Here is a 20,519-nt window from a genome sequence, read left to right on the forward strand (position 1 = left end):
ATCACAATGTTTAACAATTTCTGTTGAGGATGTTGTAATCAGATGAGCTTCTTAAATTACAATTTAACTTACGGCTACCGTTTGCTACGTTGAGTATCACTTTGTTATAGATACCGTTAACATTATTAATGTCTGCATATCCGAAACTATCAAAGGTTGAATCATAGGAGTGATCACGATTATCACCTAATACCATTATTTTACCTTCTGGAACGTGCCAAGTAAGATTACTTTTTAATAATTTTGCTTTTTCTTTCGAATACCTTACATTATAATCTTGAAGACCAACTTTCTCGTTTATATATATGTAACCATCTTCTTCATTCGTTATTCCATGAGATGCCTTTATACCATTGATATAAAGTTTTCCCATATCTAACATAACAGTATCACCTGGTATACCAATCACTCTTTTTCTGAAAGAGATTTTTCAGAACGGTGCTTTGGAGGGTGCAGGAACCGAATGACATCACCGTGTTCAGGATTGTATCTACCCAAACGAACACCATTGACCATAGTCCAGTACTTACCTTCAAAAGTAGGCGCCATACTTGCTCCAGTGTTGGCGTTGATTGAGTTAGAGAAGTAGTAACATAGTATGAAAATCCAGAATGTTAGCGAAGTTGATGCCGAGATTACCCATTTAATGATCTTCATGTTGAACCCTACGGCTGCAATACTTCTCGGCCAATAATGTTACGCTGTAGTTTGCAAAAATAAATGAGCCATAAGTCAGCGCTAATACAGCAATGATTTCAAGAACATCGTTGAATCCACCATTAAACAAGTTCTTACATAAGAAGTAGTAAAGGAAGACACTAAGACTAATGAAAGTAATTGTTGTCACCAATAGTGACCATTCTAATTTTGATAAGTTTTTGTTCATTACAATTAAACCATAAATAGAAATATGATGGGTAAAACAAGTAATCGGCTCATTAATTTAAATGGTCGATACCAATAAAATGGAAGACGATGTGTAATGCTAGTCGATTTATAGTTGAGACGATAAAGTTCATCAACAAAAATCTGTAATATTTTTTTAACCACGGATAAGCCTAATTTATTATTTTAGTGTGTAGATTGTGGCAGTAAAATCTGACGTTTTTTGTCTAAAACTGGAAATTAGTTAAAATATTTTTTTAAAATTAATTTTATTTGATATGTTTATAAATTATGATAAATATATCATGGCATGAATGTGTATTAGATTTTCACTTGGAGGAGCCAAGGTTGAAATTAATATATGATGACTATGCTATCTAATGTGAATAGACATTCATCGCTTGTTTAAGGTCTCGTATTACATCTTGACGTAGTTTTAATGGCTCTAAAATTTCCACACAATCTGCGTTGTGAATGAGCCAATGTTTAAAATCTAAGCTATCTCTAGCCCTTGCTCTGACAATGTAGTGGCTTTTCGATGTTTCTTCTATTTCCTGGCATTCACTCAGTTTAAATTCATTTACAAACTTGCTGTTACCTTCAGAACCTCTCATCATTTTAAGTAATACTTCGAACGTTTCACCGCCGTTAACCCATTTACCCTTTGTCGTCGATAGATAAGCGTGGAGGCAAAATTCAGACTTGTTACCCATTGAAAAACTTTGATTTGAGCGTATTTCAATGTTGTTTATCTTGTGCATCGTATAGGTACGCATTTCTCCAGACATGGAGCTACCGTTAGAGCTTCTTTTGTAACGCTCTCGAGCGACAAGATAAAAGACTTTTTGATAGACAAACGAAGCGTATGGATCAACCTCACAGCGATGATTGTTGTAATCAAATGAGAGTACTTGTCTATTTTCAAGTGCACTTTCTATGTCATAAAGCACGGATTGTTCAACCTGTGGCGCTACAAAGTCGTAGCAACTTACTTGAATTTTGAATGGTGCGCTATTTAGCGTTGTTTTTGCTCTTGAAATAAGCCTTAGGGCGTCGTTGAGTTTCGCTCCTGCTGACGGCAAAAGCCGTTCTCGCAATTGATTGCCAATACTACCTAACATTGAGATTGAATCACTTAATCCAGGGTTTACATCAAAATCAACGCCTTCTTTTACTTTATAACGAGCTTTCGATGCAGTCCCGTCACGTACTAATAACTCCGAATGCCCGGCCGGACCAGAACCTTGGACTCCATGGTATTTATATACGGAGTCTAATATGCGCTCTGCCCACTTTTGTTGAGCCTCTTGTGAGGTGTCTCCACGGTAATAAAAAGGCTCTTTTCGAACATCATCAAGATACTCTTTAGGTGTGAGCCCCTGCTCCTTTGTTGAAAGTAAAGTGAGGCAGTGTAAATAGCAATAGAAGTCACCAAATGCTTTTGTAGACATGCTTTCTCTTATTTTTGATTCATGATGTGCCGTATTTAACCACAAATTTATTTTGGAGATTCGCAGGAAGTCACATTTTTTTGTGGATATTACTGTAATTGATTTCTTTTTCACCAATTACAGAGGGTATTTTGTAACTATTTGTTTTTATGTTGAATTTTGAACAAAATTGCGAGGTGGGCTTTCAATACGGTGATGTTAATTCCAATAATGGTGGCTTTATATAATTGAGAGGGGATTTGTTTGTGGTTTCGAAGTGTTTTTGCTTAGTTAGCACAATGTTTTCTTGCTATCGGATCGTTATCGTTTGTGCTCAATGTTGAGGGGAGTGCCATTGAGCAAGTAAGGTTAGAATGAGTTGCTTACTCAGCAAAAATGTCATTAAACCAAGCTTCCAATTGCTCACGTTTATCTTGGGGGCCGTTGATGACGATTAAACGTTGCAAGCTTGCTTGATCCCAAGAAATGGTTCCTGTTGCTAGCGCATCGAACACGTCTAACTCTGTGATCAGAAGTAAATCTTCCTCGGTTGGTAATGTATCTCTTCCTGAAACTTTGACACCTTTAGCAAAGCTGATTTCGCTGTAGTGGCCTTTGATTGCTTCAAATAGATTGAACTCAATTTTGTTTGGATGTGCTTTGCCAAGTGCTGCTTGTATCGCAAAAAGGCGGAAATGATCAGGCTTATTTAAATTGCCAAATTCGTCATCTTGTCTTGCATTGATTATGTTGCCAAAGACTTCGAGAGAGCCCGGTTCAGTGATCAAGCTAAGTCCAGTATCTTGATGCAGGCCGCAAGCAAAAACCAAAGATGAACTGAGTGAAAGTAGCAGAGCGAAACGTTTTAGCATCTAGAAACCTTGAGTCGAACGTATATATTTCACATCACGCCATCAGTAAAGTTGATGTGAGCGGAGGAGTTTGAATTATATAATAAGCAAAAGATAAAGGGACCGCGAAGGGTCCCTATGTTTATCCGTTTGCTATCCTAGCGAGCCCTTAACTAACGTGTGTCAGTTAACGAACGATAAGCATCAGCTCTTCAGGGGAAAGAGGCTTATCGAAGTAGCTCATGAATAGACCAAAGGCTTGAATGTCGCCATTCGAGAACTTAAACGCACCAGACTGCATGTTGGTACCAATCACTTGTTGAGCGTTTGGACCAGCCATCAAGATTTGGTTCAATACTTGACGAGAAGTGTTGATTTGAACATCAGCGCCTTCTAGTGCCGTTTCATGAAGCTGAGCAATACCGTTACGCACTTCGATAGTGAATGACTCGTTGGTATCAGAGAAGTTGTAAGTTAGCGCAGTGTTCACATCTAGCGTGTTCTCTGCGATTAACGTCGATGTCATCATATCGAAGATTTGTTTACTTGGTAGGGCAGTTAGAACGTCTACAGAAGCAAAACTGATCATGTTAGAGAAGTCACGATTACCTTCTAGTTCAGCTGCAGCATTCAACGCCCAGTTACGCCAGTTGATGTTCACTTGATCGGCAGACCATGCTTTGTAAGCTTGTGCCTTTAGTAAGCGCGCTTCCATGTCATCTTTGTTTACCGTGATAGGGTAAGAAAGAATCTCCGCTGCAAAAGTGTAGTTCTCTGCTTTCATCGCTGCTTTTGCTGTGTCGATGATGTTATCACGGCCGCCCATGATTTCTACGAAAGCTTTAGCACGCTGCTCATAAGCCATTGGCTCTAGTTGCCACGGATCGGCTTCGAAGAAACCGTTGTAGCCTACGTAAATTTGGCGAACAGCGTGTGCAACAGTACCATAATGCTCACCCAACCAAGGGTGTTCAGCTAGGTGTTTAGGCAGTTTAACTACTTCAACTAGCTCGTCAGGTGTTAAGCCTTTGTTCATGTGGCGAATGGTTTGGTCATGCGTGTATTGAATCGCATCGCGATAAGCGGTTAGTACATCTGCTACTGCTTCTTTACCTTCAACAGGGCGACCATGAGAGTTGATCATGACCTCTGTATCGAATTGACGCATTACGTCGATGCCTTTGAACCACATGCTCGGATCGCGGAACTTAGTACCACGAATGGTGTGTAGGTTCGGGAAGTTTTCACCTTGTAAAACCTCTGCGGCGTGCAGAATTTTCTGTTCAGGCAGATAAACCACGACTTCATCTTTAGTTTCAGACGGTACGTTTACGATTTGCATACGTACGCCAGAGATAGTGATGTCTAGCGTACCATTAGCTTCAATAAGTGTGTTTGGTTCAATGAAAGAGATATCGCCTTGCATGAAACGCGGACCGAGGCCATCGTTTACAGTGCCGTGTTCACCTTCTTCAACGTGTTTTGCTCCGGTGTAAGAGGTGCGGTGGCCAAATAGCGTACCTAGGTTTGAAGACCAGTTTGCCACTGCTTCAGTTAGGCCCTCTTGAGCAATGATCTTAACTTCACCAGAAGCTACTTTCTCATCAGTTGTCCATGCTCGAACACCAGAGATGTGGTCAATGTGGTTATGAGAGTAAATAATTGCAGTGACTGGTTTATCGGTAATCTGGCGGAACTGCGCTTTTGCTGCTTCTGCCATTTGAACAGATTCGCCTGGATCGACAATGATGATACCGTCATCGCCTTCAATCATGACTGGAGTATCTAGGCCAAAACCGTAAGCTAAGTAAACATTGTCATCGACTTGTATAACCGCTTGGTCCATTTTACGACTGTGTTTTGTTAGCGTTGGGTGCACGTGTTCAGACTCTTCTGTGTACGCCAATGTTTCACCGGTTTTAGAAAGAACCTTAATACGATCGCCTTTACCCCAAAATAGGTTTGATTCATGTTCGAACAAAACATCGTTTTTGTAGCGTGCGTTTAGATCAATATTTTGGTATTGAGCCGCTGAACTTGTTTGCAGTTCTTGACCTACTTTTGACGTTGCTTCTACCACTGGGGTCGCTGATGTAAAACCAGACACCAATAAAGCGCTCGCAATAGCAACAGGAAGTGCCATTTTTTTGAATGTATTAGTCATGAAGTGACCTTATATTTGGATACAGGAATTGGATTTCTTGGTTTGAATGATAGAGGTGAGAGAGGGGGCTATCTACGAGGTAATGATATTTTAAATTATCGTTTTTACGATGATTGGTTCTTTGAATGATTACATAAACGATTTATTTTGATTTGAATCAATTAGGGCTATGGGTTCATCTCAGATACAAAAATGCCCCGAAAATCGGGGCATTGGGTATTCTATGAATGAAAAGAAATCACACCTGATTTTGAAGCTCATGCGAGCGTTCAGCAGGTGATGATACCATCCAGTGCCAGCGTGTTTACCAAGCGCCTAAGTAAGACTTGTATGATTGTAGGCGAACGGTTGCTGCGCCAATAACATCAATGAAGCCCCAGAAAGGATGTGGTTTTTCTGCTGAAATCCAAGCCGCGCCAGTTGAACCAATAGGGATGTTGTAACCTTCTGGTTCGATGATCTCAAGTACGATAGTACGACCTAAACCATTACCGTTTCTGACCACGTGTTGACCGACGCTTTGTGGCCCCTGAAGTGGAGAAATACTCGACTCTCCCGTACCTGCGTTGAAACTGTGTACTTTTGCTCTGAACACGTGCCCTGGGTATGCATCAACGAAGAACTCTGCAAAATCGCCTACTTGAACATATCCGTAAGTTTGGTCTGAAATACGCATCTCAAGGAACTTTTTGCTGGTGTTGTAAAGGTGCATGTTCCCCATTACAGACCCCTCAGCAATATTCACTATCGATACCTGACCGTCAAATTCAGCTCTAATCGTTTTCTTCTCTTGCGCCCAATTTACTTTTTGTAGATCGGCTTTTAACGACACAAGTTGAGCGTGCAGCACTCGAAGGTCTGAGTCGTACTTTTCTACGTCACGCAGATTGAAAATTTCAGGTGAAGTTTCAGCGCGCTCTAAGTCGCGAGTCATTTGCTTAATCTGTTCTTCTTTCTGAACAATTGAAGATTCGATCTTTGCTTTGTCTGCGGCAGAATCTATGTCGACAAGGGTGTAGATTATATCGCCTTCTTTAACCATTTGGTTGTGCTTAACAAGCACTTTGTCGATCTGCTGACCAAAGATAGGTGACATTACCGCGTGTGGTGCTTTCACAGCGGTTGAGTTTGTTAGATCAACAGGGGCCCACAAGCGAGAAATTACCGCTAACACTGCTAGAATTACCACGCCACCAATGGCAGCCCATGTATAGTTTTTGATGCTCTTTTTAAGTGCACCTGTCGCAAATAGTGACCATACGATTAGGATGTATGGGATCATCATCTCTTTCATTATGCGACCTCTTTTTCTGTAGGGGATGGTTTTGTTGGAGTCTTTTCATCGGCAGACTTTTTTTCTGAAGATTGTTCTACTGGAGACTGTTTTGTTTGAGACGGTTTTTCGGATGATACGCGGACTACAGCAGTTTCTGTATTGGTAGTGTCTTGTTTAGGCTGTACGCCACGGCGAATAACATCACTCAGTGATTGACCAATATGCTTCCAGTTCGCCAACGCGATAACTAATGCAATAACCCAGAATGTTTTGCTAATGAATAGACCACAAAGTGACAGTGCAAACACGATTTGTACGTGAGCACTTTTGTGTTCTTTCGCTTTATGCACGCCCAATTCATGTATTTGCCACATGCCATAAATGATAGCTAAGACGACCGCTATCGTGACCGAGAATAGGTAACCAGAGAAGTATTCTGTCTGGAAGAAGTTCATCATCATTTCGTTGGGATGACTATTGAATTGAGACATGTCGATGTCTTTAGAGTGGATTGTGCCTAACGGAGCAAGAGCCCATGCACCAGCTAACATCACTGCCATAAACAGGCAGAACTTAATCAAGACCAAAGCAATGGCCCAGACTTTCTGGAAAACGATTTTAATAAAATTCATATCTCAACCTACACAAATAAGGAGAGAGAATTTGTAGCCTAGAAGTCTAACTTTTGATGACATCTTGAAAAATAGGTGCTTATTATCTTGAATATGGGTGCGCATAATAAACAAGAGTATTAGATGGCCTTTAAAGTGAGACTACTTAGTCTAGACAACGGATTCTCGGTATCAAGAAGCGAATGCTTCCCTATAAATCAACACTTGTTGTCAGCCAGCAGACCGAAACTGAATGGCTAATGAGCAATTATCTTATTACGTGTAGTTCCTCAGCTATCGAGGGGGTCTTCCATGATCATTGACGCATTGCAGTTAGATATTTGTCAGCGTTCTGTTTTGGCTAAGAATTGATTTGTTGGCAGGATAATAGGAAGAGTTTTGAACAGTATCCACCCAGAATTACGATTTGATAATATCGTAATTACGATAAGTTACTTTAATTTTAAATCGGTTAGTTGATTTATTTGCTAGCGCTCAAATTCGGCTTGAAAACATCGTTGCTTAAGTTGGCTTGGATCAATGAAATGATTAATAAAAGCATCAATAAGTAACTGAGTGAAATTTATTTTTTTCATGATTATTTACAATAAGAGAGAAATGAAAATCAGTGACGAATGAGGCATCACTATGAGGTGTTAAAAATACATGCTTTCAATAATGAGTAAACGCGACTTTCAATCGTTGAATTCGAAGCATTGTAGCTAATAATAATCAAATGTATACCAAATCCAATCAGAACACAGTGTCACATTTAATGAGACAATATCATGTTTTTTTCAACGTATTGAAACTAGAATCTAAACCAATCAGTTGCCATTTGAGTTTAAGATACTTGGTGAACGGTAGATTAAGTAAAAGTTAGTGAGTTGGCTCTTGCGGTACTCACTTATAAATAAGTAAGCTCAGGAAGAAGGAGTGCTGCTGTCCTTATTGGGTTTGAAAGCATCACGCTGCTCGTCATCATCTCGCTAGGAATAGCAAGTTAATGTTTTTGCTGCTAAACCTATTGAGATACTTATTACGTGGGATGTTAGTGTCTCAATTTACCGCTCTAATGACGGATTCCTATTTCATTCTATCGTTTTTACGATAGCATGGTGTTTATGGTCGCCTAATGAGTAATTATATATGAGCAACGACATTCCAAACTTTAATTTACTTGCGGTGTTTTCTGCTGTAATGGAGCAAGGCAGTTTAAGTAAGGCCGCTGATCAACTCAGTACTAATCAGTCGACCATCAGTACCGCACTAATACGCCTAAAAAAAGAGATTGGCCAAGAGCTTTTTGTCCGTAAAGGACGAGGTGTGGTTCCTACATCGTATGCACAAAGCTTGTATGAACAGATCAAAACGCCAATTAATGAATTGAACGGTGTATTTCAATCTATGGCGAGCTTTGATGAGCAAGCCTCTGAACGTAAGTTTGTTATCTCTTCACCAGAGCATCTTCAATGGGTTTTACTCAATAGCTTTGCCGCGCTTCCTAACCAAAATTTGTCGCTTGAAGTGTTTGACCAACCAGACAATGATGATCGTATTTATGAAGATCTTCTGACCCAAGAATTCGATGCTATGATTGAAATTTTGGTTCCTGAGCATCCAAGTATAGCCAGTGAAGTCCTTTATCAAGGTGACTTTGCTATTGTGTGTCGTGAGGGTCACCCTCGAATTCAAGGTGAGATCAGCGAGGCTCAGTTTATGACTGAAAAGCATGCGGTACTAGACCGAACTCGCCGTAAAGTTCGTAGCTTGAGCCATTACACTTCTTTGGATTTATCTAAGCGCAAAATAGCGTTTCACGGACGATCACTGTTTAGTAATATCCTCTTATGTAGCCAGTCGGATTATATAACGGTTGTCCCACTTTCTATGGCTCTCCAGTTTCAAGAGAGGCTTGGTCTGCAGTTGTTTAAGCCTCCGTTTGTTTATGAGCAGATGTCTCATTACTTAATTTGGCTTAAGAAGCAGAATAACGATCCCGCACATAAATGGTTTAGAGAGCAAGTCATCCGCACATCTGATGCGATGTCGAAAACGCTTAAAGATAGACGCTTGAGGTTCTAAGTGCGTATCTGACAGAAAGTATCAATTCAAGGGGGGAGCGCTAGCTTCCCCTTTTAATTTCATCGATCCACGCCTGTGTCACTTAATAATAAATAATTATCAAAATAAGAATATTTAATAATTTCACTGATTTTGAAGACTTCAGTAGTATGAATAACAACAGAGATAGGTAGCCTTTATGGCAAACCTAAACGAACATTTATTCGCTTCGTATTACGAGGCTTAGGTTCAAGTACGAAGGGCGAAATATGAAATTCCTACACACAATGATTCGAGTTGCTGATCTAGATAAGTCTATTGAGTTCTACACCAAAGTATTGGGGATGAAAGAACTAGAACGCCATGACAATACCGAATACCGTTACACATTGGTTTTTGTTGGCTATCAGCAAGGCGGTACGACTATCGAATTGACGCACAACTGGGATACTAATGAATATGAAATGGGTAACGCTTTTGGCCATTTAGCATTGGGTGTGGAAGATATTTACGCGGCATGCGACAAGATCAAATCGCTGGGTGGCAACGTGACTCGCGAAGCGGGCCCAGTGAAAGGCGGTTCAACGCGCATCGCTTTTATCACTGACCCAGATGGCTACCAAATCGAACTGATTCAACTAGGTTAATCGAGGAAATGACAATGACAAACGCACTATTTCAACCCATTCAACTGGGTAACATCGAACTAAAAAACCGTATTGTTATGCCTCCGATGACTCGTTCTCGTGCAACGCAACCTGGTAATTCAGCAAACGAAATGATGGCGGCTTACTATGCTCAACGCGCCTCTGCAGGTTTGATTGTGGCAGAAGGTACACAAATTTCACCTATGGGCCAAGGTTACGCTTGGACACCGGGTATCTACTCTGACGAGCAGATCGTTGGTTGGAAAAAAGTAACCGATGCAGTACATGAAAAAGGCGGTGTTATCTTCGCACAGCTTTGGCATGTTGGCCGTGTTACGCACCCAGACAACATTGGCGGTGAGCAACCCATTTCATCTTCTGCACTAAAAGCAGAAAATGTAAAAGTATTTATCGATAACGGTACAGATGAACCGGGCTTTGTTGATGTGGTTGAACCTCGTGAGATGACGAAAGAAGACATCAAAGAAGTGGTTGAACAGTATCGCCAAGCTGCACTTAATGCGATCGAAGCTGGCTTTGATGGCATTGAACTTCACGCGGCAAATGGCTACCTGATTAACCAATTTATTGATTCTGAAGCAAACAACCGTACCGATGAATACGGTGGTTCAATTGAAAACCGCCTACGTTTCTTAGGTGAGGTGGTTGAAGCTATGGTTGAAGCGATTGGTGCTGACCGTGTTGGTGTTCGTCTTGCTCCTTTTACTTCACTAAATGGTACGGTTGACGCGACGCCAGTTGAAACTTACACAGCGGCAGCTGCGTACTTAAACCTATACAAGATCGTTTACCTGCACATCGCAGAAGTAGACTGGGACGATGCGCCTGAAACGCCAAAAGCATTTAAGGCCGCCGTTCGTGCAGCTTATGACGGTGTACTGATCTATGCTGGTAAGTACGACAGTGAGCGCGGAGCAAAAGCGGTCGCGGAAGGCGTAACCGATATGGTTGGTTTTGGTCGTCCATTTGTTGCTAACCCTGATTTACCCGCTCGTATTCAAAATGGTCATCCGCTTGCTCTGCACGATCCAAATACCTTGTTTGGCGGTGCTGAAAAAGGCTTAACCGATTACCCAGAATACGCAGGCTAAAAACAGCTGTCTGAAGCAGAGTATTGAGATAGTATCTTGATCCTGTTGAATGTTTATAAAAAGCAACCTTGCAGAGTCGGGTTGCTTTTTTGTTATTGGATCGAATAAAAATGATGAACGTAAAAGCGATGCGCGGCGAGCTTTACCTGTTATGTGCAACTTTACTGGCTGGAGTTGGGTGGATTGCATCTAAGCTGGTGGTATTGGAAATGCCTGGGCCTGTGTTCATTGGCGTGCGATTCTTTGTCGCAAGTTTGATTTTGTTACCGTTCTGTATTCATCATATCCGTAAGCTTTCTTTTAAGCAGATTCTCTCTCTCTGTGGTGTTGGATTGTTATTGTCTGCTTCATTGCAAGTGTGGGTGTTTGCGGTGTCGGTGACCGAAAGTTTATCTGAAGGGGCGTTTATCATGAGTTTGGCCATGATCATTGCCCCGTTTGTTTCTTGGATAATATTTCGTGTTAAGCCTAATCGCGCCTTCTGGATGTCATTTCCAATTGCAATTATTGGTATGTTATTACTGACTTTAACGAACGGTTGGCACGTTGAACAAAGCCAGATCTACTTCCTATTGGCTTCAATGTTGCTCTCTGTCCATTTTGTGATGAATAAGCGTGTTATCACTAACATCAAGCCAATTGCTTCGATTTGCGTACAGCTTTTTGTGGTGGGTATCAGTGGAATGGCGTTTGCGTCGATGACGGCTCAGCCGGAGTTTGAAATAACCAAAACGCTCATCTTCTGGTTTATTGTCTCTGCGGTTGTCGCAACATCGATCCGTTACTTATTGCAAACGGTGGGTCAACATTCAGTGAATATGGAAGTGGCAGCGCTGATTATGATTCTTGAGCCAGTTTGGACGTTGTTGTTGAGTGTGAGTATGTTGGAAGAAACAGTGGAGATGCAAAAATTAGTCGGAGGGGCAGTGATCATTGCCTCGCTTTTCTGTTATATCAAATGGTCGAGAAGAAAATAAAAACCCTCGCAGCTGAAGCAAGGGCTTTGTTTCTGCTTTTTTCATCGTAACTAATATAGATGCAATTAGCATCAACAACGTTTTTCTATTTAGGTAAAATGTCCACTGACTACCATTTACTTGGAGTGGTATTCTAATAATAATTTGACAATTATATCTTGGTTGCCCATTTCAGTTTCTTCGCCAAACATCATGGTTACGTAAATTCGTTTGGACAAAAATTATTTTAGTCGCCAGCTGAGAGTGTGATTTAACCGTTTATAGTGACCTTGGTGATCACAATATCTTCGCAAGGTACATCTTCGTGTCCCCAGCGGGTGGTCGTTGGCGCTGCAGCAATTTTGTTTACGATATCCATACCTGCCGATACTTTACCAAACACCGCGTAGCCCCAACCAGCATTGGTTGTTGAGGTATGATCTAAGAAGTCATTGTCATCAAGGTTGATAAAGAATTGCGCTGTCGCTGAATGCGGTGCGTCAGTACGAGCCATTGCTACCGAACCAATCACATTTTTCAATCCGCGATTAGCTTCGTTGACAATCGGTGCTCGTGTTGGTTTTTCTGTCATGTCGAGCGTGTGTCCGCCACCTTGGATCATGAAACCGTCGATAACACGGTGAAATGTAGTGCCTTCATAAAAGCCATCCTGGCAATACTTAAGGAAGTTTTTCGACGTTACTGGCGCTTTTTCAAGGTTCAGTTCAATCTCGATATCGCCAAAGTTGGTGGTGAAAGTAATCATAGTGCTACCTAAAGTTGAAGTTTTACTGAGTCGTAATGACGAAAGTGGGTTGAAGTATAGGGAAAATAAAAATGGATACCAGTGATGGTTTCATTGTGGTTGAATTCCAGATAATCGCCAAAATCACGCCTGATACTGTTTGAGGAACATCTCAACACTTGAATTAACAATTACTTGCTTTTGCTGCTCGTCTGGTGATGGTGCATGACCTATGATTTGTGGCCAAAAGGCAAACGACTTAAGCAGAGCAATGAACTGAGTGGATGCAAACAATGGATCTAATTCAATCAAACGACCGTCGGCCAAAGCCGCTTTTATCCAGAGCGTTAGGCCACTTTCCGCTTGCGAGTATTTTTCCATGGCTTGATGTGCAAGCTCTGCATTGTGAAAGTACTCAGAAAACAACACACGAGACAAGTCGATAAAGCCCTCTGACTCAAGGAGCTCAAGTTCTTGATTGGCGATAGCTTCTAGTTGATCGATTAGTGGTAGATTGGTCTGATATGGGAAATGGGTCGCCGAGAGTGTTTTAGCCCAAATGCTGTTGAGTATTTCGTCCAATAACATCTCTTTACTGGCAAAGTGATTGTAAACAGTGCGCTTAGACACTTCTGCACGGTTTGATATTTTGTCCATGCTTGTCGATTTATAGCCGTGCTCGGTAAATTCAGCGATAGCAGCAGCAACGATCGATTCACGTTTCTTTTGGCTCAGTGTTTTTTTTACAGTCATTCGGCACTACTCAATAGGTCACGTTTAGCTTTGTATTTATCAATTTTACACCAATAAGTTTACTTTTAAAATGCTGGTCAGTTGCCGGTTTGTTACTCCAGTAAGACATGGCTACCCCGGTTTGGATCAATTGCACTGTTGTTGATAGTGGTTGAATCGCTTTGCAATGAGCTATGGGTGTCATAGAATCGGAGACGTATTAAATTTTATTGATATCTACGGAAGAGAATTAATAGTCAATGAGTAGTATTTTAGAGTGTATTCGTACTGTTGGACGAGGGGAAAGAGGGCGCAAGCCTTTGTCGTTCGAACAAGCTTATCGCATCATGGATGAGTATTTAAGCGGTGAGGTCGGAGACGATCAAATGGCTATGCTACTGATGTTAATTCGTGTGCAGAATGAAACTAATGAAGAAATTGCAGGCTTTGTAAAAGCGTTTCAATCTCGAGTGCCGGATTTGGGCGCAGATATTGATTGGCCGTGTTATGCCGGAAAACGCAATGATACGGCGAGTGGTAAACCGTGGAACTTGCTTGCAGCAAAAATATTAGCAGACGACGGCTACAAAGTGTTGATGCATGGCTATATGGATAAGCCAAGTGGTCGCACGCACGCAGAGACTCATTTAGACCTTGTGGGTGTTCGCCGCGCTGTAGACCCTCAAGATGCGAAACAGATCCTTGAAGAAGACGGTATTGCCTATTTACCTTTGGCGAATTTTGCTCCAGAAGCTCAGACTATGATTGGCTGGAAGCATCGTTACGGTTTACGTACCCCGATTAATACTGTGGTTCGAGCATTAAACCCTGGTGGTGGACGCTTGGGCTTACGTGGTAGTTTCCACCCAGGTTTTCCACAATTGCATGCGGAAGTTGAGCATGTCATTGGTAACAAGTCCCACTCAGTGATTTCATTTAAAGGTATGAATGGTGAGTCGGAATACAACCCGAAAGTGAGCCAAACCGTGTGGATGAGTTCTCCTGAAAAAGTAGAGTCATTCTACTGGGAAGGAACCATGAACCCGGCACTTCCTCTTCCTAAGGAGTGTGTATTAGGCACGCCGGAAGATGAGATGGAGTTGATGGCGAATAGTGTCGTTGACAGCATGACGGCGATTTTATTTGCAGAAACGCACGACAAGGCTGAAGCTTATGCAAAGGCTCTGCGTTTATGGGAAGCGTATTGTGCTCGCTAGCCGATAGTGAAGAGCATGAAATGAGAGAAGGTCAGCGATTGCTGGCCTTTTTTCTCCCTGAACTTTATTAATGTTCGTTTCGACTGATGGTAAAATGATATAGATTGAGTAAATAATATAAAGGTTACTTCACTCGCATCAGTCGATGCATTTTATCTTCAAATTGGATCTCGATAATTTGTGAGACTTTCATTTTTTCGACACGTTCTAACATTGCCGCTGTATATGCTTTCTTCTTCATCCACTCTAACGGTTCTTTAAAACCATCTTCATTAATTACAAACGATTGATCGGTAATTGAGTCTTCAAAGATGTGCACAACCCAGATACGCGATTGGAAATCCAATAGCTCGCTAAAGTAGCTTTTTAGCTCAGATAAATGGCCAGATAGGTAGGTTTGAGGTGAACGTAGCGAAATCATAGTTGACCGTATTTAGGCAATAAAAGCGATATGAGGTTTGTTCATCTAGGTCTATCGCTTATTGGAGACAATAGGCAAGCATTATTAGTGCGATTACCTACTCGAAAGGTTGTCACAAAATACGGTATTTGTGTGTCGTTAACAATGTTTGCGAGTGATAAGTTAGCTATTTCATGAATAAGCCGAAATCGATCTCTTGTTCTCTATGATATTTAACAAGCTTGACTTTCAGGTTGTGCTTGGCAGCCAGATTAATCGCTAGAGTCGACATGCGTTTGATTTCGTTCACACAGCTTGATATCAGAGGTTTCTCTTCGTTATCAACAATGGCGACGAGAGTGTTCTCTGTCCCGTCACTACCTGAATAAATGTACGCGTACATGTTGTTGTCGTGTTGCATAAGTTACCTGAATCTGACTCTTCATTTTTTGTATGGTGAAGATTACAGGGTTTATTTGCCCAAGCTAGCGCGGCTAAGTAAGCCTAAGAAAGGAAAAGTAAGGCTTTGTAAGAGCTCTATTTTTTATTTTTTTGACGGTGGGAAAATGCTCACAAGCCTTTTGTGACCTTGTTTTTTCGTCTTAGTAGGTTTTACCTATCAATAAAATTGTTGAAATCCATTTAGTAAAATCAAGATTTTAGACAACAATTAACTTAACAAGATAGAAAAAGACATAACGAAAAGTATTTAGGGAGAGCACAATGCATTCAATAAAAGTGAAAGATTACATGACGCCGCAGGTTGTGACATTCACTCCTGATATGCCGTTAAGTCTCGCGTTAGACAGAGTAATGCGTAGCCACCACATGGGCGGTCCAGTAATTGATGAGAATGAGCAAGTTATTGGCTTCCTTTCTGAACAAGATTTATTAGAGAAATTAGTTAAGGTGAGCTATTTCTGCCAAGACACACACATTGTCGGTGATTGTATGTACCAAGAGGTACTCTCGGTATCGCCAGACCTATCCATTATTGAATTGGCGGATATGATGCAAGTCGGGAAGCCAAAAGCTTACCCTGTACTCGATAACAAAAAGCTAGTAGGTATTATCACCAGAACCGATGTTTTAAGAGCAATTGGTAAGAACTTGGATGAATGCTTCAAACATCAGGTATAGTAGCGTGTTGAGAACGATTATTCTTCTTAATATCCTATAATTAGAAAAGGCGCTTTGGCGCCTTTTTCTTTGTCGAACGTTTTGCATGAAGCTTGTCTTTATAAGGTTTTAGTTTGTAGGAGCTCTCTTAGTCGATCGTTTAAAAGATCTAAAGTTTGTCGAGCTTTAGCTTGTGATATTTCAGTTTTTGGAGGTTTCATGTCAAATCAAACTGCAAAGTTTGTAGAAGGTTCAACGATGCGCCATATATTGGTGATGTCGGGAGCAGGCTCTGTAGGTTTGATGGCCTTATTTGTCGTCGATTTACTTGATATGTTGTTCATTAGTATGTTGGGACAAGTTGAACTAGCAGCTGCGGTGGGTTTTGCTGGGACATTGACGTTCTTTTCGACTTCTGTCTCGATAGGCACCTCCATTGCGATGGGCGCTCTGGTTTCAAAAGCAATTGGTTCCAAAGATAAGGAGCAAGCTCGAAACCTCAGTACCAGTATCATGTTAACCGCGTTTGTTATTAGCTCGACAATTACCGTGGTGATGTTTACTTATATTCCTGAATTACTGGCCGCGATTGGTGCGAAAGGGGTAGCGGCCGAACGTGCCCAAGCTTATCTACAAATTCTATTACCCAGTGGCCCATTTCTAGCGCTGGCAATGGCGGCAGGTGCAGGTTTAAGAGCAGCAGGTGATGCAAAGCGTTCAATGTGGGCAACGTTATCAGGCGGTATCGTTAATGCGATATTGGATCCACTCTTTATCTTTGGTTTTGGTTGGAACATTGAAGGGGCGGCTATCGCTTCTGTTTTTGCTCGCTTTTCGGTGTTGTTTTTCTCGCTTTATCCTTTAATACGTAGCCATCAACTTGTTGCTCCTCCTTCTTTGTTGCAATGGCGTATTAACCTTCGTCCTATTCTTGCTATTGCCATTCCCGCTATTATCACCAATACGGCAACGCCGATTGGCAATGCGATAGTGACCACAGGTATCGCCCAATATGGCGAGGATTTCGTTGCTGGCTTTGCTGTTATTGGTCGGTTGACGCCGGTGTGTTTCGCTGTGATCTTCGCGTTATCTGGTGCTGTGGGGCCAATCATTGGTCAGAACTTTGGCGCTGAGCGTATGGATAGAGTTAAAGAAACCTTGAACAATTCTCTGCTGGTTACCACGGCTTACACCATCGCAGTCTGTATTTTGCTGTATTTCTTACAAGATCTCGTGATTCAAGGCTTTAGCCTCCAAGGTGATGCTGCCATAATTGTTGCGGCTTTTTGTACTTATGTTGCTTTGACTTTTACTTTTAACGGTGCGTTATTTGTCGCAAATACGTCTTTTAATAACCTCGGGAAACCTTTGTATTCTACGGCTCTCAACCTGGGTAAAGCGACTTTGGGCACTTTGCCGTTCGTATACTTGGGTTCGCAGTGGTATGGCGCGTTGGGTGTGTTGTATGGACAAGCTTTAGGTAATGTCTTGTTTGGACTGTTGGGGATTTTGGTGCTTCGTTATCATATCGCTGAGTTGATGCAAGGCTCTGAAGTTGATCATGGCGAAGAAGACGTATCTATCGTGAGTTTGAATACGCAGCCTTTTTGTTCTCATGATGCCGTTCTGATTGATGATGTGTCTGCGAATAGAGAAGAGTGCGTAGAACTTAAGCAACGCTGATAATCCTGTCGTATTCGAATAAGGTTTTTCGAAAAAATTGAATTGCCTGATAACTTCTTCTTGACCTTGGAGTTAGCTCCAAGGTTTATAATTCTAAAGAACTTAAGGTTTTGTTACCGTCATTGGTTAGCTAAAACCTCAAGGCTTTTGAGTATTAAGGAGATAGATTATGTGCGCAAAACATGCAGCGTGCCGCTCAACAAAAGTGGACGTTCAATCGCAAGCGACTGGGGCGACCTGTTCTAGTCCGAAAATTACCAGCATTACAGCCGCAAGCTCTTCATCAACATGCTGTAGTTCTGCGACGGCTTCTGCCCTAGCAGATGGTTGTTGTGGTTCAGACAGTGGAGAAGAAGACCGGCTGCCCTTAACTGAACCTCTTAACGCCCAATTTTCAAAAAGTTGGCTAGTCTCGGGAATGGACTGTCCAGCTTGTGCTCGAAAAATAGAAAAAGCGGTCAGTAACATCAAAGGTGTTATTGAAGCTAAAGTGCTATTCGCTACCGAAAAACTGGTGGTTAAATTCGACGATGAAAGTCTTGCTGATACCATTGAACAGGTCTCTATCAAAACGGGTTTCCCTCTTACGGAAGTCGGTTCTAAGAAAGAAAAACAACAACCTGAGACTTTTTGGCAAGCCCATATCCAACCTAATTTACAGATTATAGCGATTGCGGCTGCAATGTTGTTCGCTGCACTTCTGAAAAGTACTTCTCCTCAACTAAGTGAAGGTTTGTTTACCGTAACTTGCTTACTCGGGTTATATCCGGTTGCTAAGAAAGCGGTTCAGTTGGCACGTTCAGGTACACCTTTCGCAATAGAAACTCTAATGAGTGTTGCCGCGCTGGGTGCCTTGTATCTGGGCGAAACCGCGGAAGCGGCGATGGTTTTACTGTTGTTTTTGATTGGTGAGCGCTTAGAAGCGTTTGCTTCATCAAGAGCAAGAAGTGGCGTTCAAGCGCTAATGGCATTGGTACCAGAAAACGCGACTAAGATTATCAACGGCGAGCGTGTTGAAGTTGCAGTCAGTGAACTGGTTCCCGGTGATGTGATTGAAGTGGCGGCGGGCTCTCGTTTACCTGCTGATGGCAAACTGATTACCGACGCAGCAAGCTTTGATGAAAGTGCGTTAACCGGTGAGTCTGTTCCTGTTGAACATATCGAAGGTAACAGCATCATGGCGGGCGCCGTGGTTGTCGATAAAGTTGTGCGCATTACGATAACGTCTAAACAGGGCGAAAATGCGATTGACCGAATCCTCCATCTTATTGAAGAGGCGGAATCCCGTAAAGCACCTCTAGAACGCTTCCTCGATAAATTCAGCCGTTGGTACACACCGTTAATGATGTTGGTTGCATTGTTAGTGATTATTACGCCACCGTTGTTGTTTTCCCAACCTTGGGAAACATGGGTATATCGTGGTTTGGCCTTACTATTGATTGCGTGTCCTTGTGCTTTGGTTATCTCAACGCCAGCAGCGATTACCTCTGGTTTAGCAGCAGCAGCGAAGCGTGGTGCTTTAATCAAAGGTGGCGCTGCGCTAGAACAGCTTGGAAAAATCCAAACCATTGCATTCGACAAGACGGGTACTTTGACGGAAGGTAAGCCTCAGGTTACGGATATTCAGGCTCTATCAGGTTGGCAGCAAGATGCAATGCTACGTGTAGTTGGTGCTATTGAAGTTGGCTCTACGCATCCATTGGCGCAATCGCTAGTGGCGAAAGTAAAAGAACTGAATGTTGAGATCCCAGAATCGCATAATAAGAAAGCATTGATCGGCAGTGGCGTCGAAGGTGATGTCGATGGAATTAAGTATCAGGTTTTATCGCCTTCTAAGGTGACGTTTGATCTTGGTGCTGATGTTGTTTCTCAGATTGAAACATTAGAGGGCGAGGGTAAGACGGTTGTGGTTGCTCTAGAGCTTAAGCATCAAGCAGAATCAACAGGTCAAGTGGCGACAGTGATTGGATTGATAGCGTGGCAAGATACCTTACGTAGTGATGCTAAGCTGGCGATCGAACGACTTAACGACTTGGGTATTCAATCTATCATGCTTACTGGTGATAACCCGCGCAGTGCAGCAGCGATCAGCAGCAAGATTGGTATGCAATATAAGGCAAGTCTACTTCCAAGCGATAAAGTGACTTACGTTGAAGAGTTATCTCAACAGTCGCATGTCGCAATGGTTGGAGATGGTATCAATGATGCACCAGCGATGAAAACCGCTAACGTAGGTATTGCAATGGGTGGTGGTACGGATGTGGCGTTGGAAACGGCTGACTCTGCACTGACTCACAATCGCTTAACGGAACTCCCTGCGATGATTGAACTGTCGCAAGCGACCATGAATAATATCCGTCAAAACGTAGCACTTGCACTCGGTTTGAAAGGTGTTTTCTTGGTGACGAGTTTACTCGGTATTACCGGTTTGTGGGTTGCGGTGTTAGCCGATAGTGGTGCGACGGCACTGGTGACATTGAATGCTTTGCGTCTTCTTCGATTCAAATCTAAAGCAGATTAGGTTCAGCTCCCAGACATAGCTCGCTCTACAAATAACAAGCAGCTACTATAAAAAGCGTCTTTAGCGGTAATACGTTAAAGGCGCTTTTTGTCTCATTAGTATGCAA

The 20,519-nt window shown here is 42.1% G+C and carries 18 protein-coding genes and 1 pseudogene; 8 read left to right on the plus strand and 11 right to left on the minus strand.

Annotated features, from left to right (window positions below; genetic code table 11):
- Positions 1–10: 10 nt before the first annotated feature.
- From lepB to ACFI6G_RS00110, 7 genes and pseudogenes are all read right to left on the minus strand, one after another.
- Positions 11–657: pseudogene (gene lepB / locus ACFI6G_RS00080) on the minus strand (signal peptidase I).
- The gene (locus ACFI6G_RS00085) at positions 644–886 is read right to left on the minus strand and encodes a hypothetical protein (protein WP_016790815.1); all 243 of its coding nucleotides are present in this window, start codon (positions 884–886) and stop codon (positions 644–646) included. The pseudogene lepB and the gene ACFI6G_RS00085 overlap by 14 nt, the downstream one beginning before the upstream one ends.
- 376 nt (positions 887–1,262) lie before the next feature.
- Entirely contained in the window at positions 1,263–2,336 is a 1,074-nt protein-coding gene (locus ACFI6G_RS00090) for a helix-turn-helix transcriptional regulator (protein WP_016800918.1), read from the minus strand.
- 362 nt (positions 2,337–2,698) lie between these two features.
- Entirely contained in the window at positions 2,699–3,187 is a 489-nt protein-coding gene (locus tag ACFI6G_RS00095; RefSeq protein WP_046208841.1) for a hypothetical protein, read from the minus strand.
- Between the two features lie 166 nt (positions 3,188–3,353).
- Complete coding sequence (locus tag ACFI6G_RS00100; RefSeq protein WP_371983168.1) at positions 3,354–5,330, minus strand: alkyl sulfatase dimerization domain-containing protein; 1,977 nt, start codon at positions 5,328–5,330, stop codon at positions 3,354–3,356.
- A 304-nt stretch (positions 5,331–5,634) separates the two neighbouring features.
- On the minus strand, positions 5,635–6,624 hold the full coding sequence (locus ACFI6G_RS00105) for an efflux RND transporter periplasmic adaptor subunit (RefSeq protein WP_462710089.1): 990 nt from the start codon (positions 6,622–6,624) through the stop codon (positions 5,635–5,637).
- Positions 6,624–7,238, minus strand: a complete 615-nt coding sequence (locus ACFI6G_RS00110; protein WP_462710090.1) for a magnesium transporter — start codon at positions 7,236–7,238, stop codon at positions 6,624–6,626. Before ACFI6G_RS00110 ends, ACFI6G_RS00105 begins: the two co-directional genes overlap by 1 nt.
- A gap of 1,128 nt (positions 7,239–8,366) precedes the next feature.
- On the opposite strand from ACFI6G_RS00110, the gene ACFI6G_RS00115 reads away from it, so the two are divergent.
- The 4 genes from ACFI6G_RS00115 (at position 8,367) to ACFI6G_RS00130 (ending at position 12,017) form a co-directional block, all read left to right on the plus strand.
- The gene (locus ACFI6G_RS00115) at positions 8,367–9,302 is read left to right on the plus strand and encodes a LysR family transcriptional regulator (protein ID WP_010439834.1); all 936 of its coding nucleotides are present in this window, start codon (positions 8,367–8,369) and stop codon (positions 9,300–9,302) included.
- 248 nt (positions 9,303–9,550) lie between these two features.
- Complete coding sequence (gloA, locus tag ACFI6G_RS00120; protein ID WP_010439836.1) at positions 9,551–9,928, plus strand: lactoylglutathione lyase; 378 nt, start codon at positions 9,551–9,553, stop codon at positions 9,926–9,928.
- Between the two features lie 14 nt (positions 9,929–9,942).
- Complete coding sequence (locus tag ACFI6G_RS00125; protein WP_010439838.1) at positions 9,943–11,040, plus strand: alkene reductase; 1,098 nt, start codon at positions 9,943–9,945, stop codon at positions 11,038–11,040.
- A 110-nt stretch (positions 11,041–11,150) separates the two neighbouring features.
- Positions 11,151–12,017: a DMT family transporter gene (locus ACFI6G_RS00130; RefSeq protein ID WP_016784656.1), complete on the plus strand. Its 867-nt coding sequence runs from the start codon at positions 11,151–11,153 to the stop codon at positions 12,015–12,017.
- 250 nt (positions 12,018–12,267) lie between these two features.
- Here the strand turns inward: ACFI6G_RS00130 and ACFI6G_RS00135 are convergent, their stop codons facing one another.
- Both ACFI6G_RS00135 and ACFI6G_RS00140 read right to left on the minus strand, forming a co-directional pair.
- On the minus strand, positions 12,268–12,762 hold the full coding sequence (locus tag ACFI6G_RS00135; protein WP_010439843.1) for a peptidylprolyl isomerase: 495 nt from the start codon (positions 12,760–12,762) through the stop codon (positions 12,268–12,270).
- Positions 12,763–12,885: 123 nt separating this feature from the next.
- Positions 12,886–13,494 (minus strand): TetR/AcrR family transcriptional regulator, encoded by a 609-nt coding sequence (locus ACFI6G_RS00140; protein ID WP_016768545.1) that lies wholly within the window; start codon positions 13,492–13,494, stop codon positions 12,886–12,888.
- A 239-nt stretch (positions 13,495–13,733) separates the two neighbouring features.
- Here ACFI6G_RS00140 and ACFI6G_RS00145 point away from each other — a divergent pair, with 239 nt between their 5' ends.
- Positions 13,734–14,690, plus strand: coding sequence for a glycosyl transferase family protein (locus ACFI6G_RS00145; protein ID WP_022570806.1), 957 nt, complete (start codon positions 13,734–13,736; stop codon positions 14,688–14,690).
- 124 nt (positions 14,691–14,814) lie between these two features.
- On the opposite strand, the gene ACFI6G_RS00150 is transcribed toward ACFI6G_RS00145, so the two are convergent.
- Together ACFI6G_RS00150 and ACFI6G_RS00155 are read right to left on the minus strand one after the other, a co-directional pair.
- Positions 14,815–15,111 (minus strand): hypothetical protein, encoded by a 297-nt coding sequence (locus tag ACFI6G_RS00150; RefSeq protein WP_010439849.1) that lies wholly within the window; start codon positions 15,109–15,111, stop codon positions 14,815–14,817.
- 166 nt (positions 15,112–15,277) lie between these two features.
- Entirely contained in the window at positions 15,278–15,511 is a 234-nt protein-coding gene (locus ACFI6G_RS00155) for a hypothetical protein (protein WP_010439851.1), read from the minus strand.
- A 302-nt stretch (positions 15,512–15,813) separates the two neighbouring features.
- On the opposite strand from ACFI6G_RS00155, the gene ACFI6G_RS00160 reads away from it, so the two are divergent.
- The 3 genes from ACFI6G_RS00160 (at position 15,814) to ACFI6G_RS00170 (ending at position 20,413) form a co-directional block, all read left to right on the plus strand.
- A complete protein-coding gene (locus ACFI6G_RS00160) occupies positions 15,814–16,230 on the plus strand; it encodes a CBS domain-containing protein (RefSeq protein ID WP_010439854.1) in 417 nt (138 codons plus the stop codon).
- 198 nt (positions 16,231–16,428) lie between these two features.
- A complete protein-coding gene (locus ACFI6G_RS00165; protein WP_010439856.1) occupies positions 16,429–17,892 on the plus strand; it encodes an MATE family efflux transporter in 1,464 nt (487 codons plus the stop codon).
- 169 nt (positions 17,893–18,061) lie between these two features.
- Positions 18,062–20,413 (plus strand): zinc/cadmium/mercury/lead-transporting ATPase, encoded by a 2,352-nt coding sequence (locus ACFI6G_RS00170; protein WP_016788960.1) that lies wholly within the window; start codon positions 18,062–18,064, stop codon positions 20,411–20,413.
- Positions 20,414–20,519 lie beyond the last annotated feature (106 nt).

The sequence above is a fragment of the Vibrio sp. PSi01 genome (assembly GCF_054960695.1).

What these genes read in the sequence shown, in the direction of transcription:
- ACFI6G_RS00150 (WP_010439849.1), bottom strand. Translation starts at nt 15,111, where the DNA reads ATGATTTCGCTACGTTCACCTCAAACCTACCTATCTGGCCATTTATCT.
- ACFI6G_RS00135 (WP_010439843.1), bottom strand. Translation starts at nt 12,762, where the DNA reads ATGATTACTTTCACCACCAACTTTGGCGATATCGAGATTGAACTGAAC.
- ACFI6G_RS00105 (WP_462710089.1), bottom strand. Translation starts at nt 6,624, where the DNA reads ATGAAAGAGATGATGATCCCATACATCCTAATCGTATGGTCACTATTT.
- ACFI6G_RS00115 (WP_010439834.1), top strand. Translation starts at nt 8,367, where the DNA reads ATGAGCAACGACATTCCAAACTTTAATTTACTTGCGGTGTTTTCTGCT.
- ACFI6G_RS00090 (WP_016800918.1), bottom strand. Translation starts at nt 2,336, where the DNA reads ATGTCTACAAAAGCATTTGGTGACTTCTATTGCTATTTACACTGCCTC.
- ACFI6G_RS00170 (WP_016788960.1), top strand. Translation starts at nt 18,062, where the DNA reads ATGTGCGCAAAACATGCAGCGTGCCGCTCAACAAAAGTGGACGTTCAA.
- ACFI6G_RS00130 (WP_016784656.1), top strand. Translation starts at nt 11,151, where the DNA reads ATGATGAACGTAAAAGCGATGCGCGGCGAGCTTTACCTGTTATGTGCA.
- ACFI6G_RS00160 (WP_010439854.1), top strand. Translation starts at nt 15,814, where the DNA reads ATGCATTCAATAAAAGTGAAAGATTACATGACGCCGCAGGTTGTGACA.
- gloA (WP_010439836.1), top strand. Translation starts at nt 9,551, where the DNA reads ATGAAATTCCTACACACAATGATTCGAGTTGCTGATCTAGATAAGTCT.
- ACFI6G_RS00165 (WP_010439856.1), top strand. Translation starts at nt 16,429, where the DNA reads ATGTCAAATCAAACTGCAAAGTTTGTAGAAGGTTCAACGATGCGCCAT.
- ACFI6G_RS00145 (WP_022570806.1), top strand. Translation starts at nt 13,734, where the DNA reads ATGAGTAGTATTTTAGAGTGTATTCGTACTGTTGGACGAGGGGAAAGA.
- ACFI6G_RS00110 (WP_462710090.1), bottom strand. Translation starts at nt 7,238, where the DNA reads ATGAATTTTATTAAAATCGTTTTCCAGAAAGTCTGGGCCATTGCTTTG.
- ACFI6G_RS00140 (WP_016768545.1), bottom strand. Translation starts at nt 13,494, where the DNA reads ATGACTGTAAAAAAAACACTGAGCCAAAAGAAACGTGAATCGATCGTT.
- ACFI6G_RS00095 (WP_046208841.1), bottom strand. Translation starts at nt 3,187, where the DNA reads ATGCTAAAACGTTTCGCTCTGCTACTTTCACTCAGTTCATCTTTGGTT.
- ACFI6G_RS00125 (WP_010439838.1), top strand. Translation starts at nt 9,943, where the DNA reads ATGACAAACGCACTATTTCAACCCATTCAACTGGGTAACATCGAACTA.
- ACFI6G_RS00155 (WP_010439851.1), bottom strand. Translation starts at nt 15,511, where the DNA reads ATGCAACACGACAACAACATGTACGCGTACATTTATTCAGGTAGTGAC.
- ACFI6G_RS00100 (WP_371983168.1), bottom strand. Translation starts at nt 5,330, where the DNA reads ATGACTAATACATTCAAAAAAATGGCACTTCCTGTTGCTATTGCGAGC.
- ACFI6G_RS00085 (WP_016790815.1), bottom strand. Translation starts at nt 886, where the DNA reads ATGAACAAAAACTTATCAAAATTAGAATGGTCACTATTGGTGACAACA.